Annotated in this window: 16 protein-coding genes; 10 read left to right on the forward strand and 6 right to left on the reverse strand. The window is 33.4% G+C overall.

The window, feature by feature from the left end; all coding sequences use genetic code 11:
• Positions 1 to 12: 12 nt before the first annotated feature.
• Positions 13 to 1746 carry a M14 family metallopeptidase gene (locus BN863_RS03110; RefSeq protein ID WP_038527419.1) on the reverse strand — a complete coding sequence of 578 codons (1734 nt, stop codon included), beginning with the start codon at positions 1744 to 1746 and terminating at the stop codon, positions 13 to 15.
• A gap of 97 nt (positions 1747 to 1843) precedes the next feature.
• Between BN863_RS03110 and BN863_RS03115 the strand changes: the two genes are divergently transcribed.
• Complete coding sequence (locus BN863_RS03115) at positions 1844 to 3739, forward strand: SulP family inorganic anion transporter (protein WP_038533067.1); 1896 nt, start codon at positions 1844 to 1846, stop codon at positions 3737 to 3739.
• Between the two features lie 15 nt (positions 3740 to 3754).
• Here the strand turns inward: BN863_RS03115 and coaD are convergent, their stop codons facing one another.
• Positions 3755 to 4219, reverse strand: a complete 465-nt coding sequence (coaD, locus tag BN863_RS03120; RefSeq protein ID WP_038527422.1) for a pantetheine-phosphate adenylyltransferase — start codon at positions 4217 to 4219, stop codon at positions 3755 to 3757.
• A gap of 38 nt (positions 4220 to 4257) precedes the next feature.
• Positions 4258 to 5232 carry a D-alanine--D-alanine ligase gene (locus BN863_RS03125; RefSeq protein WP_038527425.1) on the reverse strand — a complete coding sequence of 325 codons (975 nt, stop codon included), beginning with the start codon at positions 5230 to 5232 and terminating at the stop codon, positions 4258 to 4260.
• A 104-nt stretch (positions 5233 to 5336) separates the two neighbouring features.
• Between BN863_RS03125 and BN863_RS03130 the strand changes: the two genes are divergently transcribed.
• From BN863_RS03130 to BN863_RS03145, 4 genes are all read left to right on the forward strand, one after another.
• A complete protein-coding gene (locus BN863_RS03130) occupies positions 5337 to 5894 on the forward strand; it encodes a PASTA domain-containing protein (RefSeq protein WP_038527428.1) in 558 nt (185 codons plus the stop codon).
• Between the two features lie 3 nt (positions 5895 to 5897).
• Entirely contained in the window at positions 5898 to 6944 is a 1047-nt protein-coding gene (locus BN863_RS03135) for an RluA family pseudouridine synthase (RefSeq protein WP_038527431.1), read from the forward strand.
• Between the two features lie 127 nt (positions 6945 to 7071).
• Positions 7072 to 7830, forward strand: coding sequence for a peroxide stress protein YaaA (gene yaaA / locus BN863_RS03140; RefSeq protein ID WP_038527434.1), 759 nt, complete (start codon positions 7072 to 7074; stop codon positions 7828 to 7830).
• On the forward strand, positions 7787 to 8125 hold the full coding sequence (locus tag BN863_RS03145) for a hypothetical protein (protein WP_038527437.1): 339 nt from the start codon (positions 7787 to 7789) through the stop codon (positions 8123 to 8125). Before yaaA ends, BN863_RS03145 begins: the two co-directional genes overlap by 44 nt.
• Here BN863_RS03145 and BN863_RS18205 read toward each other — a convergent pair whose 3' ends face one another.
• Positions 8126 to 8263: a 30S ribosomal protein THX gene (locus tag BN863_RS18205; RefSeq protein WP_084817453.1), complete on the reverse strand. Its 138-nt coding sequence runs from the start codon at positions 8261 to 8263 to the stop codon at positions 8126 to 8128.
• Positions 8264 to 8308: 45 nt separating this feature from the next.
• On the opposite strand from BN863_RS18205, the gene BN863_RS03150 reads away from it, so the two are divergent.
• The 5 genes from BN863_RS03150 (at position 8309) to BN863_RS03170 (ending at position 15346) form a co-directional block, all read left to right on the forward strand.
• Positions 8309 to 8962: a uracil-DNA glycosylase family protein gene (locus tag BN863_RS03150; RefSeq protein WP_038527440.1), complete on the forward strand. Its 654-nt coding sequence runs from the start codon at positions 8309 to 8311 to the stop codon at positions 8960 to 8962.
• 361 nt (positions 8963 to 9323) lie between these two features.
• Positions 9324 to 10652 (forward strand): signal recognition particle protein, encoded by a 1329-nt coding sequence (gene ffh / locus BN863_RS03155; RefSeq protein WP_038527443.1) that lies wholly within the window; start codon positions 9324 to 9326, stop codon positions 10650 to 10652.
• 38 nt (positions 10653 to 10690) lie between these two features.
• Positions 10691 to 11575, forward strand: a complete 885-nt coding sequence (locus BN863_RS03160) for a bifunctional 5,10-methylenetetrahydrofolate dehydrogenase/5,10-methenyltetrahydrofolate cyclohydrolase (RefSeq protein ID WP_038527446.1) — start codon at positions 10691 to 10693, stop codon at positions 11573 to 11575.
• Positions 11576 to 11710: 135 nt separating this feature from the next.
• The gene (locus BN863_RS03165) at positions 11711 to 14761 is read left to right on the forward strand and encodes a ligand-binding sensor domain-containing protein (protein WP_038527449.1); all 3051 of its coding nucleotides are present in this window, start codon (positions 11711 to 11713) and stop codon (positions 14759 to 14761) included.
• A gap of 15 nt (positions 14762 to 14776) precedes the next feature.
• A complete protein-coding gene (locus tag BN863_RS03170) occupies positions 14777 to 15346 on the forward strand; it encodes a response regulator transcription factor (protein WP_038527452.1) in 570 nt (189 codons plus the stop codon).
• Between the two features lie 36 nt (positions 15347 to 15382).
• Here BN863_RS03170 and BN863_RS03175 read toward each other — a convergent pair whose 3' ends face one another.
• Positions 15383 to 16579, reverse strand: a complete 1197-nt coding sequence (locus BN863_RS03175; protein WP_038527458.1) for an IS256 family transposase — start codon at positions 16577 to 16579, stop codon at positions 15383 to 15385.
• Between the two features lie 165 nt (positions 16580 to 16744).
• Positions 16745 to 17500, reverse strand: a complete 756-nt coding sequence (gene rluF, locus BN863_RS03180) for a 23S rRNA pseudouridine(2604) synthase RluF (protein ID WP_038527461.1) — start codon at positions 17498 to 17500, stop codon at positions 16745 to 16747.
• Between the last annotated feature and the right edge of the window lie 13 nt (positions 17501 to 17513).

Here is a 17513-nt window from a genome sequence, read left to right on the forward strand (position 1 = left end):
AAATAACTGTTTTTAATTGACTCTAAAAATAGGGTAACGTTTATGTGCTTTTTCATAATAGTTACTGTGCTGATGTATCCAATCTAATTGAGCATACCAGTTTTCGGAAAAGGCTTTATCTGATTGTTTATTGGCTTCAAATTCGTGTTTAAGCTCTGCATTGCTGTTTAGCAGTTCTAAAGCTAAATCTTCCCAAACGTAAGGCGAAAATCCTTCTTTTTGTTGAAGAATGGTGTCGAAGAAATTCCAGTTAAAGAAAGAGTCTACAGCTTGAGGTTCTAGAGTTTCTAAAAGATAACGAATTGCGGGCTGACGGGTTTCGATATAATAATCGCCCGCTCTAAATTGTAAGGTTTCTGTTGTTGAAGTCACCGTTGTATTGGAGTGTAAATAGTGCCCCTCGTAAGCCTCTTTTTTAGTGTCGAAATCTGTAATATGATAAGTTTCAACTGTAAATGTTTGGTCTGCTTGTAATGGCGTCATCTCTACCTGATTTAATTTCAGCAATTCAATAATCGAATACCAACCTTGCGGAATTATATAAGCTTTTGGGATGGAGACTTTAGTTGTGGGTTTAAAGTAGTTCTGATACTTAACTGCTTTAGTAAAAGGTTTAGAACGGTCGTATTTTAAACGTTTTAATCCCGTAACCGCACTGCTTATATATTCGCCTTCAAATCCTTTAAATTGTATGGTGGAAAATTTAGTGGTGTCTACCGTCCAATTTAAATCGTAAGTTTCAGCTTCTAAGAACGCTTGGTTTGCTTCTGCTCTCAAGGTTTTTATAATCTTGTAATCTTTTTCAATGAGTTCAATCATGCTTTTCATGAGTTCGTAGGTGCCTTCGACTCTTGGTTTGTACGGTTTAAGCATATGTGTTTCTACCATCATTCCTAATGTGTTAAAAAGGGTAGTGTAGCCGGTAGAATATCTTGGGTTATCTAAAAACTGACTAAAACCTACCTCTGGAACTTGGTTAAAAACATTTACATACGGGGTGATGTCCCAATCTTTCGATGCTAAATTTTGTTCCAGTTCAGGCATCATTTTAGTATGTAAATAGTTCCCTAAATGACCACCAAGTTTGTTGTGTTGCGTAAATAAATGCGTTAAGGTGTACTGATAATCGGCACCATTACTTACGTGATTATCTATAAACACATCGGGTTGAACGGTATGAAAAATTTCGGCAAAGGCTTTAGCGTTTCTAGTGTCGCTTTTTATAAAATCGCGATTCAAATCATAATTCCTTGCATTTCCTCTAAAGCCATAGGCTTTGGGTCCGTTTTGGTTGGTTCTTGTTGTCGAATTTCGGTTTAAGCTTCCGCCAATGTTAAACACTGGAATAGTAACTAAGACTGTATGTTTTGGCATGTTTACTTTGCCTTGAACAATATCGCGATACAGCATCATTGTGGCGTCTATACCGTCGCTTTCTCCAGGATGAATACCGTTATTAACGAGTAGAATGCGTTTCTCTTTTCGAATTTCAGAAAAATTAAAAATGGCATCAGAGTTTAAAGTCACCATATGTAAGGGCTGTCCTGAGTCCGTTTTACCCATGGTTTTTATAGAAATCTGAGGATAAGTTGAGGCTAAATTTTTATAAAATTGAATAACTTCATCGTAGGTAGCGGTTTCTAAACCATTACTTTTTTCGAAATGCGTCAGGAAGTTATTTTGGGTTTGCGCATGTAACGTATTCGTTAGTAGAAGGGTAAGGAAAGCGTAAGCGAAATATTTCATTCTTAATAGTTTTGCGCCAAACTTAATGAAATTATCATTGCAAGAACTTGCGTATACTTATTTTAACTGTACTTTTGCGCCTTTAAAAAATAGAAACATGACAGATTTTATAAGAAAAATAACGCCAAATGCCAAGGATGATGTGTTGGCAGGTATAACGGTGTCGTTAGCCATGATTCCTGAGGTTGTGGCTTTCGCCTTTGTTGCTCAAATTAGTCCAATTGTAGCCCTTTTTGGTGCCTTTATAATAGGAATAGTTTCTGCACTTTTTGGTGGGCGACCTGGTTTAATTTCTGGTGCAGCCGGAGCAGTTGCTGTTATTTTTGTGCATATGATTCAGGAGGGACATGCTAAAGGCCTCTTGTTTGATACGCCCGTAGAAAATATGGGATACTTCTATTTGCTGGCCGCTGTTGTGTTAATGGGAGTTATTCAGATATTATCAGGAATTTTTAAGCTTGGAAAATTTGTGCGTTTAATTCCGCATCCCGTAATGCTAGGGTTTGTTAACGGTTTGGCCATCGTTATTTTTATGGCACAATTGGGGATGTTTAAAGAGAATACAAAAGATATTTTCGGACAAAATATGCGAAAAACCGAGAGTAAAGAATTGGTATATAATGTGAACGATAATGTCGTTACCGATTTAATTTCTGGTAGTCAATTGTTCTCTATAGATGGTCAATCTATTAACAACATTGCCACCGGAGAAGAAGTGTTTATCATGTCCGATAATCAGGTTTTCGATGTTAATACCAAGAAAGTTGTATTTAATGTTCAGGACAATGGTTTTTATTCTGTAAAGGATAACGGGGTTGTAAAATCGACTATGGAAGGCAATAAGCTTTATATTATGATTGGCCTTGTTTTATTAACCATGTTTATTATTTGGGGATTACCTAAGTTAACCAAAAAGGTACCTGCCGCTTTAACAGCTATTTTAATCGTGACTTTAATTTCTATTTTCGGAGGACTTAATTCTATTAATGTAGGAGACTTTATTAGAGATGGAGGAGGCGCTGGATTAAATGGTTTCGATGAATTGTCTAGTAAACTAAACCTCGGAGAACTTTGGAGTCATTTACCATTTAATTTAGATACTTTAAAATTTATTGCGCCTTATGCATTCTTAGCGGCTTCTGTAGGATTAATAGAAACGTTAATGACGATGAATCTTGTAGACGAATTAACCGATTCTAGAGGTGATGGAAACAGAGAGTGTGTAGCACAAGGAGCCGGAAACATGCTAAGTGGAATACTTGGAGGAACCGGAGGTTGTGGTATGATTGGACAAACTGTAATTAATATTAATGCTGGAGGTAGAGGACGCTTGTCTGGTGTAATGATGGCCATCACACTACTTACCTTTATTTTATTTGCAGATAAATATATCGAGCAAGTACCCATTGCAGCTCTAGTGGGTGTAATGTTTATGATGGTTATTGAAACTTTTGCTTGGTCTAGTTTACGAATTATGAAAAAGATTCCAGTTTCTGATGCCGTTGTACTTGTTATCGTTTCTGTGGTAACCGTATTTTTCGATTTAGCAATAGCGGTGTTTGTTGGGGTCATAATTTCTGCACTTGCTTTTGCATGGGAAAATGCGAAAAAGATTAGAGCTAGAAAACGTTTTACTGAAGACGGAAAAATTAAAACATACGAAATCTGGGGCCCACTATTTTTTGGTTCTATAACAGCCTTTAACGAGAAGTTTGATATTAAAAACGACCCAGACGAAGTGTATATCGATTTTGTAGAGTCTAGAATTAGTGATCATTCTGCTGTAGAAGCTATTACTGTTATTGTTAATAAATATGAAGCTGCAGGAAAATCTATTAAATTAAAACATTTAAGTGAAGATTGTAAAATTCTAATGTGCAAAGCCAATCCTAAATTTAAGGATGTGATAATTGAAGATGTTCACGATCCGAGATATCACTTGGCGGCGAATCCAGAGGATTTTCCTAAACCACTTTCGGAATATAAATTTTAATAAAAAAAGCGCCAATTATGGCGCTTTTTTTACTCTTACACTATCCGGTACAAGGAGTGTATAATCTCCGTTATGCCGTATTACATCTCTAACAATGCTAGAACTAATAAAAGAGGTTTTAGATGAGGTTAGGAGGAATACTGTTTCTATTTCCGAAAGTTTTCTATTGGTTTGTGCAATGGCTTTCTCGAATTCAAAATCGGCTGGATTTCTTAGTCCGCGTAAAATAAATTCGACATCCATTTTTTTACAAAAATCTACTGTAAGACCTGAGTAGGTTGTTACTTTTACTTTAGGTTCGTCTTTAAACGTGTCTTTAATAAATTGAAGACGTTCTTCTAAAGAGAACATATATTTTTTATCAGAATTAATTCCGATGGCTATTATAATTTCATCAAACACTTTTACGCCACGTGTAATAATGTCGTAATGGCCTAAGGTTAGAGGGTCAAAAGATCCTGGGAAGATGGCACGTTTCATAGGTTATAATATAGGTGTTTGTGTGAATTTACGATTTTTTATTTTAAAGCATCCTCAATGGCACTTCCAAATAAATCTGATAGTGAGATCCCTGCCACAGCCGCTTGCTGAGGTAAGATGCTTTCTTTAGTCATTCCCGGAACGGTATTAATCTCTAACAAATGAGGTTCTCCATCTTTAAAAATAAATTCACTTCTCGAGAAACCTTTCATTTTTAAAATTTCGTAGACTTTCTTTGCTAGAGTGTTTACTTTGTCTTCTTGTTCGGCCGTTAATCTAGCAGGTGTAATTTCTTGCGATTGCCCCAAGTATTTGGCTTTGTAATCGAAAAAATCATTCTCACTTACAATTTCAGTAATTGGTAACACTTTGGTTTCACCTTTATAAGTAATCACGCCTACAGAAACTTCGATTCCATCTAAAAATGATTCAATAATTATTTCATCATCTTCTTTAAAGGCCACATCAATGGCTGCTTTTAAATCTTCTTTTTTATACGCTTTAGAAACTCCAAAACTACTTCCTGCTTTGTTTGCCTTTACAAAACATGGTAAACCTACTTTTTCTATAATAGCGTCTTCGTTTATAACATCGCCTAAATTTAAATAGAAGGCTTCGGCTGTTTTTATACCATATGGTTTCAAAACACTTAGGCAATCGCGCTTGTTATAAGTTACAGCTGCTTGGTACATATCGCAACTTGTTTGTGGCATATTTATAAGCTTAAAATAACCTTGTAAGAAGCCATCTTCACCTGGTGCTCCATGAATGGCATTAAAAACACAGTCGAATTTGGTTTTTTCACCATCAATAGTTGTCGAAAAGTCATTTTTGTCAATCGGAAACTCTTCATCATTTTTGTTAACATACACCCATTTGTTTTTAAAAATATGGATTCTGAAAGCATTGAATTTTGAAGGGTTAAGTGATTGGTATACAACGTTTCCGCTGTTTAGAGAAATTTCGAACTCGCTAGAATAACCACCCATAATGATGGCAATGTTTTTTTTCATATGAATAACAATTAAAGGAAATAATCGTTTAGCTAAAATATCATTTATTAATCAAAAGTAAAAACAGAACGGTTTTTATATCTTTGCCTTTCAAATTCTATTTCATGAGCCTTATAAAATTCCTTACGAGTAAAACATTTTTTCTGAATTTACTGTTAGCAATAGTAGCTATTTTTGCGATTAGTTATTTAATGTTAAAATGGTTAAACAGCACCACAAATCATGGTGAGTTTGAAACGGTTCCAGATTTAACCGGAACTTCAATATCTGTGGCAAAGGCCGAATTAGAGAAAAACCAATTAGTGATGCAAATTCAGGATTCAGCAAATTTTAACCCAGATTATCCTAAATTTTCGGTTATAGAACAAGATCCTAAAGCAGGTTTTAAAGTTAAAAGAGATAGAAAAATATACATTACACTTAATCCTTCGGGATATAGAAAAGTGTTGGTGCCAGAATTAACAGATCGTACATTTCGACAAGCAAAACCAACGCTTGAGGCTTTAGGTTTTCAAGTAGGAACTATTAGATACGAAGACAATATTGGAAAAGATATGGTTTTACACGTATCTCATAAAGGACAAGATATAAAGAAAGGCGATATGTTACCTAAAACATCTAAAATCGATTTAGTATTAGGAAACGGTAATAGACCAAATTAAATTATGAGTGATTATACACCACAAAACGAAGAGGCTGAAGACGAGCTTTACGAGCATTATGCTTTTACAGCAGAAAAGGGGCAATCGCCACTTCGAATTGATAAATATTTAATGAATTTTGTAGAAAATGCTACCCGAAGTAAAATTCAGGCGGCTGCAAAATCTGGAAATATTTTTGTTAATGGCGTTGCCGTTAAATCCAATTATAAGGTTAAAGGTAACGATGTTATTAAAGTACTTTTTGCGCATCCACCATACGAGAATTTACTTGTAGGGGAAAATATTCCAATTGATATTGTTTACGAAGACGACGATTTATTAGTTGTGAATAAACCTGCCGGAATGGTTGTGCATCCAGGTCACGGTAATTATTCTGGAACCTTAATAAATGCATTAATTTATCATTTTGAAAACCTTCCAGAAAATTCTTCTGGACGTCCAGGTTTAGTACATAGAATAGATAAAGATACTAGCGGATTGTTGGTGGTTGCAAAGACAGAAGAAGCCATGGCACACTTATCTTTACAGTTTGCAGAGAAGACATCCGAACGTGAATATGTTGCTATTGTTTGGGGTAATGTAGAGGAAGAAGAAGGAACTGTTGAAGGTAATATTGGGCGTCATCCTAAAAATAGACTTCAAAACACTGTTTTTTTTGGTGAAGATGAAGATAAAGGGAAACCAGCTGTGACGCACTATAAGGTTATCGAGCGTTTAGGTTATGTGACTTTGGTGTCATGTAAACTAGAAACGGGACGTACACACCAAATTCGTGTGCATATGAAACATATTGGTCATACCTTATTTAACGATGAACGTTATGGTGGAGAGAAGATTTTAAAGGGAACTACATTTACTAAATATAAACAGTTTGTAGATAATTGTTTTAAAATTTTACCGAGACAAGCCCTGCATGCGAAAACTTTAGGATTCAAACATCCAAGAACGAAAGAGTTTATGCGTTTTAACACAGAAATTCCAGAAGATATGGAGCAGTGTATTGAAAAATGGAAACACTACGTAAAGCATCAAGAAACAGATAATGTATAAGTAAATGTTATGATAAAATAAGAAATAACAGTAATCGTCTATGGTTTGTAAGTCGTTTCAATAGTAAATTTGAATGATTTTAAAATTGAAATCAATTAGAACGTAGAATTATATAATTCCCATATAAATGAAATTAGTTATATCTCCAGCGAAATCATTAGATTTTGAACGTCAATTGCCAACAGAAGTTTCCACTGAAGCGGTTTTTTTAAAGGAAGCAGAGCGTTTAAATAAGGTGTTGAAAAATAAATCGGCAAAAAATTTGTCCGAGTTAATGAAAATATCTGATGCTCTTGGACAATTAAATTACGAAAGAAACCAGGACTGGGAATTACCGTTTACAAAAGACAATGCCAGACAAGCTATTTATACTTTTAGCGGAGATGTTTATCGTGGTTTTGATGCATTTACAATAGCTGAAGATAAGTTAGGTAAATTACAAAATACAGTTAGAATACTCTCTGGACTATATGGGGTTTTAAAACCTTTCGATTTAATACAAGCGTATCGGTTAGAGATGGGAACAAAATTACCTGTTGGCTCTAAAAAGAACTTATATGAGTTTTGGAAAGCGTCTATCGTGAAGGCTTTAAACGAAGACTTGGAAGACGACGAATTATTTTTAAATTTAGCTAGTAACGAATATTTTAAAGCTGTAGATGTTAAGGCATTAAAAGTGCCAGTAATAACTGCAACATTTAAAGACTTGAAAAACGGAGAATATAAAATTATTGCAACTTATGCAAAGTTAGCAAGAGGATATATGGCCCGATACATTATCGATACTGATGCGAAAACTGTCGATGATTTAAAAGGCTTTAACTACGAAAACTATAGATACCATGAGCAATTCTCAACAGAAACCGAGTTGGTCTTTACAAGATAATAAACGTACCCAAAAAGAACGTGAAGCGTTTAAGCCCACTGGGAAAGTAAAAAAGCAATCGAACCTCAAATATGTTTTGGCGGTAATTTCGATTGCTTTTTTAGTGAGCTTATCTTTAACGGTATGGTCTAAAAAAAAGTTAGAAGCTTGTTTGTTTTCAGAATTCTGCTTTAATTCTAAAGACGATGTGTTTTTATATGCTGCCTATGTGTTTAGTACCATAACAATTATAGGACTTACGGTATTTGTTGCATATTTATTTGGTAAGCGTTTTGGCGAACAAGTAAAGCAGTAATTACCGCTTTACTGTAGGGTCTTTATCAATATTAATTTTTTCCTCAGGTCTAACTTTTTTCTTAATTCTCGGTCTATTTACTCCGTAGGTACCTCTACTTATTTTTCCGCGTTTGGTTTTTTTATCTCCTCTGCCCATAGTTTTTATTTTAAAATACTAATTTTAATCAAAACTACAAAGATAATGTTCAAACATCGGCATCCTTATGCTCCATTTATACCAGATTCTACAACAAAACTTATTGTTGGCACTTTGCCGCCCCCTCGATTTTCAAAAGGTATTTTAAAACCCGGAGATGTAGATTTTTGTTACGGGAGTATTGATGGTTTATTATGGCCAATTTTAAATACTATTTTCAATCTAAACTTAGATTTTGAAACTACCGAAGCAGCAATTTTACAACGTAAGGTATTTTTAAAATCAAGAAACATTGGAATTTGTGATATAGTTGAAAGCGCTGAACGTGAAAAAATAGACGCCTCAGATCTTGGAATGAAAAATATAGTGTTAAGAGATGTGGTGAGTTATTTAAAATACTATCCTAAAATAGATACACTTTTGTTTACTGGAGGAAACAGTAAGAATGGACCAGAATATTTTTTTAGAAAACATTTAAAATCATATGGTATACCATTAAAAGTAGAACAAAAAGAAGTTCCTAGAGAACATAGCTTTGAATTGGAAGGGAGATGTATTAACACAGTCTCTTTAACAGCGCCCTCCGGCGCTGCTAATAGAGCTGTTGGCGGTATGCCATTTTACAAACAAATCAAACAAACTAATACTAATTTCAATACTTTCGATTTTCGAGTATTGCAATACCGTAATTTTTTTTAAAGACTAATTCAAATTATAAAACGTGTAATTCTCGTTTAGTTATTTCTTTGTTTATACTATATAAATAGTTAGTTTTCTGGAAAACCAAAGTGGAAAACCAGATTGGTTTACCAAAAGTAAGAATTTATCTGTCATATCAAACAAAAAATCAATAAATTATTGGTTTTATGATAATTAAATTCTTGATTTATTATTAGAGTGATAGATTTTACAGCCAATTAAGGTGTTCTATCTCACTGATTTTCGGACATAAATAACTGATTTTATTTTAAAAAGTAAGATTTTGTTTTTTATGAATCAATTCTTTATTAATACACATCAAATCATTAAATTTGCCTTTCTTAAAATTTGATGAAAGTTTATGTTTAATAATTTAAGTGAGAAGTTAGATAAAGCGTTACACGTTCTTAAAGGACATGGAAGTATAACGGAAGTTAATGTTGCAGAAACCTTGAAGGAAGTACGTCGTGCTTTATTAGATGCCGATGTTAACTTTAAAATTGCTAAAGATTTTACCACTAGAGTAAAAGAAAAAGCACTAGGGCAAGATGTATTAACAGCATTACAGCCAGGACAATTAATGGTTAAAATCGTTAAAGACGAATTAACCGAGTTAATGGGAGGTGATGCAGAAGGTATTAATTTGTCTGGTACACCAAGCATTATTTTAATGTCTGGTTTACAAGGATCGGGTAAAACTACATTCTCAGGAAAATTAGCAAACTACCTTAAAACTAAAAAAACTAAGAAGCCTTTATTGGTTGCCTGTGATGTATATCGTCCAGCGGCGATAGATCAATTACATGTAGTTGGTGGACAAATAAATGTAGATGTATTTAGCGATAAGGGAAATAGTAATCCTGTTGCTATTGCCGAAGCAGGTATTGCTTTTGCAAAAGCTAACGGACATAATGTTGTAATTATTGATACCGCGGGGCGTTTAGCTGTAGATGAGGCGATGATGAACGAGATTTCGGAAATTCATAAAGCTATTCAGCCACAAGAAACCTTATTTGTTGTAGATTCTATGACAGGGCAAGATGCAGTAAATACAGCAAAAGCCTTTAATGATGTTTTAAACTTCGACGGAGTTATCCTTACCAAATTAGATGGGGATACACGTGGAGGAGCTGCAATTTCTATTAAATCTGTAGTCGATAAACCAATTAAGTTTATTGGTACAGGTGAGAAAATGGAAGCTATTGATGTGTTCTATCCATCACGTATGGCAGACCGTATTCTTGGAATGGGGGATGTTGTGTCTTTAGTTGAACGTGCTCAAGAGCAGTTTGACGAAGAGGAAGCTAGAAAACTTCAAAAGAAAATTGCAAAGAATCAATTCGGATTCGATGATTTCTTAAGTCAGATTCAGCAAATCAAGAAAATGGGGAACATGAAAGACCTTGTTGGAATGATTCCTGGTGCTGGAAAAATGATGAAAGATATCGATATCGATGACGATGCATTTAAACATATAGAAGCTATCATTCATTCCATGACGGTTGAAGAACGCACTAACCCTTCAATTATTAATGCGAGTAGAAAAAAACGTATTGGTAAAGGGTCTGGAACATCTGTACAACAAGTAAATCAGTTGTTAAAACAGTTTGACCAAATGAGCAAAATGATGAAGATGATGCAAGGTGGTGGCGGAAAGCGCATGATGCAGGCCATGAAGAATATGCGTTAAGATTTAAAATCTAATTAATAAATAATATACCCTATTACATGACAATTTTAGACGGAAAAAAGGTTAGTAACGATATTAAAGACGAAATCACCGAGCAAGTAAAAAAAATGAAAGCCAAAGGTGAAAAAGTTCCTCATTTAGCAGCGATAATAGTTGGTAATGATGGTGCGAGTCTAACCTATGTAGGTAGTAAAGTTCGTGCTTGCGAACGTGTAGGTTTCGAATCTACTTTAGTTAAAATGTCTAGTACTACTAGCGAAGTAGAATTGTTAGATAAAATTAATGAATTAAACGAAAACCCAGAGATTGATGGGTATATCGTTCAGTTACCTTTACCAGAACAAATCGATACTCAAAAAGTGTTATTAGCCGTAAATCCAGATAAAGATGTAGATGGTTTTCATCCTGCAAATTTTGGTAAAATGGCGTTAGATATGACAACTTTTATTCCTGCTACTCCTTTTGGAATTTTAGAATTATTAGAGCGTTACGGTGTTGAAACTAGCGGGAAACATACAGTGGTTATTGGACGTTCTCATATAGTAGGTCGCCCTATGAGTATATTAATGGGGAGAAAAGGATTTCCAGGAAATTCTACCGTAACACTAACACATAGTCACACAAAAAACATTACACAAATTACTTCGCAAGCAGATATAATTATTTCGGCTTTAGGAGTTCCTAATTTCTTAAAAGCAGAAATGGTAAAAGATGATGCTGTAATTATAGATGTAGGAATTACGCGTGTTGCAGACGATTCGACAGAAAAAGGTTATAGAATTACTGGAGATGTAGATTTTGTTAATGTGAGTAAGAAAGCAAGTTTTATTACACCAGTTCCTGGAGGAGTTGGTCCTATGACGATTGCTATGCTTTTAAAAAACACATTGTTAGCTTGTGAAAGACATCGTTCTAAAGCATAAAATTACTGTAAATAAATAGCTTAATAAGCATAATTACGAACTACGTAGTTATGCTTATTTTTTTGTTATAATTTCAACTGTAACGTTTTTTTAACTAGCTTTAGTTTGCTAAGAAACTAAATTACAGTCAATTCATTGAGAAAAAAACACGTCGTATGTATAATACTTTTATGGGTTAGTTATATAAATGGACAAAATTCTGAAACATTACAAGTTAATTATTTAGGGCAAGAACAAGGACTTTTACAGTTAAACACAAAAACTCTTGCTTTAGACGACATGGGCTATTTATGGGTAGGAACAGAAGATGGTTTACATCGGTTTAATGGCTACGAGTTTAAAAGCTACATCTCAAATCCAAATGATAGTACTACCATTTCAGACGACCATATTCGTGGTTTAGTAACCATTAATGATACTCTGTGGGTCGCCACAAATTCTAAAGGAATACAAGGGTATCAACGGTCTGAAAACAAGTTTTTTTCACTCTTTAGTAATTCCAATACACCCGATTTAAATAACGCATATAAAGTATTTGAGCTTAATAATGAATTGTTATTATTTTCAGTAAAAAATAATTTTATACTATTCGATAGAAAGCTCAAAACACATGAAATTATACGTCTTCCAAACGAATCTATTGAAAATAAAGTAGAAGATATTCATGTTGTAAATCAAAATAATGTTTGGTTGGCTACTAAGGAATCTGGGGTTTTAGTTTTGAGTTTAAGAGATAATACCATTTCACCGTTACCAATATTTAATAGCAAATCTGTATCATGTTTTATAGATAGTAAAGATGTAATTTATATAGGGTCAGAACAAGGTGTTGAGGTTTATAATAAAACTTTAGGAACCCTAAATAAAACCACAATAGAAACAGGTGTTGATGGCTTTTATAAAATAAACGATTTTGAATATTATGTGAATTCAGAAAATGGAATTCTTAAATACAATTCAATAACAGATCGTTTTAAGTCGGTTGTTTTTCAAAATTTAAAAGAAAACAAACAATATACCTCAGTAAGTTTTACGCAAGTTTTAGGCGATAACAAAGGTAATATTTGGTTTGGTACGCAAGGCGAAGGATTGCTTCATCACAATAGGTTTCAAAATAAATTTGAAAGTTTTAGAGTTGAATTGCCTGAGTTGTATGAAAATCAGCGTATAAGTGTATTTCCAATTCAAAAAGAAAACGACTCCACATTGTGGTTAGGAACGTATGCTGGTACTGTTAAATATAATCTTAAAACTCAAGAATCTCTTTTGTACGACACGGGAAAAGGAGACATTACCTACGATTTTTTCAAAGATGAATATGGTACCCTTTGGGTGGGTAGTATTACAGCTGGTTTAATGAAATATGATGCTGTTAACGATACTTTTAAACAGTGGTTGCATGAAGATTCTGAAACGAGTTTAAAAGATAACGAGGTGCTTAAAATTATTCCAATATCTAAAGATAAACTTTGGATTTGTACGTGGTCTGGAGGTATTAACGAATTTGATATTATTACCGAAACATTTAAACCCGTCTTGCTAGATGGTTTACAAATTGATCGTGCAAGATCAGCTATAATCGACTCTAAAAATCATATTTGGTTGGGTACAGATAACGGTCTTTACGAAATAGAGTCTAATAACATTCTAAATCATTATACAGATAATAAGAACGATAGTTTAAGAATTACGAATAATAGAGTGTTTGCTATTTCTGAAGATGAGCAAGGACATATATGGGTTGGCACAAGCTCTGGATTAACACATATTAATACAGAAACTCAAAAATCAGATTTGTATTTTAAACAGAAAGAGTTTTTAAACGATTTTGTTTACGGCCTTATAATAGATAGCAATAATAGGGTTTGGATGAGTACCAATTTTGGTTTGTCTGTATTTAATCCTGAAGACAAAACCTTTAAAAACTATACAAAAGAAGATGGTTTACAGGATAATGAATTCAATGGGAAATCGTTCTTTAAAGATAATAATGATCTATTGTATTTTGGAGGTATAAATGGGTTTAATATTATAAATCCGAACCAAGTGGTCGATAATCCTTATGTACCAGATGTCTATCTAGAATCTGTAGAACTATTTAATCAGCCAATAGAAAGAAACGAAATGTTTAAAGATACGTTACAGTTTAAAAGTGCAGAAAATGTACTCACTTTTAACTTTTCGGCAATAAATTATTTAAACCCAAATAAATGTTCGTATCAATATAAACTTGAAAATTTTGATGAGGATTGGAGTCCAGTTACAAAAAAGAAAAATGTAACCTATACAAATTTAAATCCAGGACGGTATACCTTAAAAATAAAAGTATCTAACGATGTGGGGCAATGGAATTCGAAATTTAAAACTGTTCAGTTAATAATTATTCCGCCTTGGTATCTTGATACTTGGTTTAAAGGGCTTGTTATTGGACTCTTTTTATTGTCTGGAATTGTGTATTATAAGGTGAAAACCTCTCTCTTAAAAAGAGATAAAGTAAAGTTAGCAGCTCTTGTAGATTCACGAACACAAGATTTAATTCAGAAAAATATAGAGTTAAATACATCGCATTCGGTGATGTTAGAGCAAAAAAATAATATAGAATTCTTGATGAAAGAGCTAAACCATCGGGTTAAAAATAATCTTCAAATAATTTCTAGTTTGTTAAATATGCAAGCTAAAAATGTTGAAGAGCAAGAGGTGAAAGACGTTTTAAATATTGCCAAAAATAGAATCTTAACCATTTCGTATATTCAGAATGATTTGGTTTCAAATGATGATGCTGTAAACGTTGGAGTTTTTCTGAAGAATTTCTCTAAGAAAATAATTAATCTATTATCCGATCAAGAAACGCAAAAGTTTAAACTGATTTTTCAATTAGAACCTGATTGTATTTGCGATATAAATACCACTTTATTGGGGTTAATTTTAAATGAATTAATAACGAACACTTATAAATATGCCTTTAAAACAGTTAGCCCTAATCATATTTTAAAAATAAGTTGTACGCATTCTAAAGAAGGACTAAAAATTACTGTGGCCGATAATGGTGTAGGGTATTCAGTATACGCTATTAGAACTAATACGTTGGGTTTAGACTTAGTAAATACAATGGTGCAGCAGTTAGATGGTACAATAAAAGTGTCTACTAATAATGGCGTAGAAAATGTGATACAATTACCCTGTTAATTAAATAGAATTAATATGAGACATATATTATTAATTGAAGACGAACTGATTGTTGCAATGGATATTAAGAAATCCTTGGAAAAAGAAAGTGAAAATGTCGTAGTTTCTGCTCGAAATTATAAGCAAGCCAAACAGGCCTTTCTTGAAACAGATTTCAATATTATAATTTGTGATATTAATTTAAATGATGTTAAAGATGGCATTGAAATTATAGAGGAATTAATGCTAATTAAAGAAGTTCCAGTCGTGTATTTAACAGCATACGATAATACTGAAATATTAACTAGAGCAAAAGAAACCGTGCCTTATGCATACTTACTAAAACCATTTAACGAAATGCAGTTAAAAATGACTATAGATTTAGCCGATTTAAATTTCAGAAAAAAGGAAGAAGGTTTTATTGCTCTCGAAGAAAATCTTAGTAAACTAGAAGACCTTACAAAACGTGAAAAGGAGGTGCTGCTAGTCGTAGCTACAGGAAAAACAAGTAAAGAAATTGGTGAAAGCTTAAATATTTCTCAGCATACTGTAGACCAACATAAAAAGAATATTAAGAAAAAACTTAAATTAAGGATACTATCCTAAAAAGTGTGTAAGTTCAAAATTTCAGGGTTAGGTTATTTATAACTTAATCCTGTTTTCAAATATAGCTAAAAATTGATTTAGTATCACTCCCCAATTTCTGATTGGCATGGTCCATTTTTTAGTGCTTTCTCTCAAAGCTAAAAACACGGATTTCATAACTGCTTCATCGGTTGGAAACGAGAGTTTGTTTTTTGTGTATTTCCGTATCTTTCCATTTAGGTTTTCTATAAGATTTGTGGTGTAGATTATGGTTCTTATTTCAATAGGAAAATCAAAGAATACTGTAAGCTCATCCCAATTATTTTCCCAACTTTTAATGGCGTAAGAATATTTAGAATCCCATTTAGTTTTGAAGTCATTTAAAGCAGCTTTGGCAGCTTCTTTTGTAGGAGCAGTATAGATTTGCTTCATGTCACGAGTAAATTCCTTTTTGTCCTTCCAGACCACGTAACGACACGAATTTCTTATTTGATGCACAACACAAATTTGAGTCGTTGATTTCGGAAAAATAGTTTTAATAGTATCCGTAAATCCATTTAAATTATCGGTAGCTGTGATAAGTATATCTTGAGTTCCTCGAGCTTTAATATCGGTTAAAACACTCATCCAAAAGGCTGAAGATTCATTTTTACCTAACCATAATCCTAGGACTTCCTTTTTGCCATCTGTTCTCAGGCCTACTGCAATATAAATAGTCTTGTTTATGACTTTAGAGTTTTCCCTAACTTTAAATACGATGCCATCCATCCAAACAATTAGGTAAGTGGCCTCCAAAGGCCTGTTCCGCCAAGCAATAACATCTTCTGTAATCTTATCTGTAATCCTTGAAATAGTGGATGTAGAAATATTAAAATCGTACAGCTCACGTATTTGTTCTTCAATATCACTGTTACTCATGCCTTTGGCATAAAGCGATATAATAATATTTTCGATGCCTTCTGTTGTACTTTCTCTTTTCTTTACAATTAAAGGATTAAAAGAACTATCACGGTCTCGAGGAACTTGAATCTCTGTTTCTCCTAAAACGGATTTTAATTTCTTTTTAGTGTAACCATTTCGAAGGTTGGCTGCTTTACTTTTTTTGTGCTTATCGTAGTCTAAATGGGCATCTAGTTCCCCTTCTAGTAACTTCTCAATACCACGTTTGTGCAACTGTTCTAAAAAGGATGTTAGCTCTGGTGCATTCTTGAATTGTTTTAAAAAGTCTTCGTTTAATAAATCTTCTGGTTTCATAAGTGTGTAAAAGTTAAAATTAATGAATAAAAAAATCTCAGATTAATATTTAACCTGAGATTTTAAAACTTACACAGTTTATGAGATACTGCCAAATTAAGAACGATTGGCGAACTAGTTAATTTTACAATGACAACCAATCTAGATCATGTGTTTCAATCGTAACTATTCACGTCTTCTGCTTTTGTGTGCAGGAGAATATGTCTTGGTCGAATCACCTATTAATGTTTGTAATTCTTCCATTTCTGCTTTAGTAATATCACGATATTCACCTACTGGAATATCTAATTTTATGTTCATAATTCGAACACGTTTTAAGGTTTCAACTTCGTAAGTTAAGTATTCACACATTCTACGAATCTGCCTGTTTAAACCTTGAGTAAGAATAATTTTAAACTCGTAAGTCCCTAATTTTTCAACTTTACATTTTTTTGTAACCCGATCTAAAATTGGCACTCCATTAGACATGCGTTCTATAAACGTTTGCGAAATGGGTTTATCCACAGTTACAATATATTCTTTCTCGTGATTATTACTCGCACGTAAAATTTTATTTACAATATCGCCATCGTCTGTAAGTAGAATTAAACCTTCACTAGGTTTGTCTAATCTTCCTATAGGAAAAATACGTTTCGGATAATTTATATAATCAATAATATTGTCTTTTTCAACACGTGTATCTGTAGTACAAACAATACCTACTGGTTTATTAAAAGCTAAATACACAGATTCTGTTTTGGTATTTACTACAGGTTCACCGTCTACTGCAACAACATCGCTGGGTGCTACTTTTGTACCCATTTCTGGCACAACACCGTTAATAGTTACACGTCCAGCTTCAATAAGTTTATCGGCCGCGCGACGAGAGCAGTAGCCTACTTCGCTTAAATATTTATTGATTCGTTTTAATTCCGTTTCCATGTGGTAAAGATAC

The organism is Formosa agariphila KMM 3901 (genome assembly GCF_000723205.1).
Classification (GTDB): Bacteria; Bacteroidota; Bacteroidia; order Flavobacteriales; family Flavobacteriaceae; genus Formosa; species Formosa agariphila.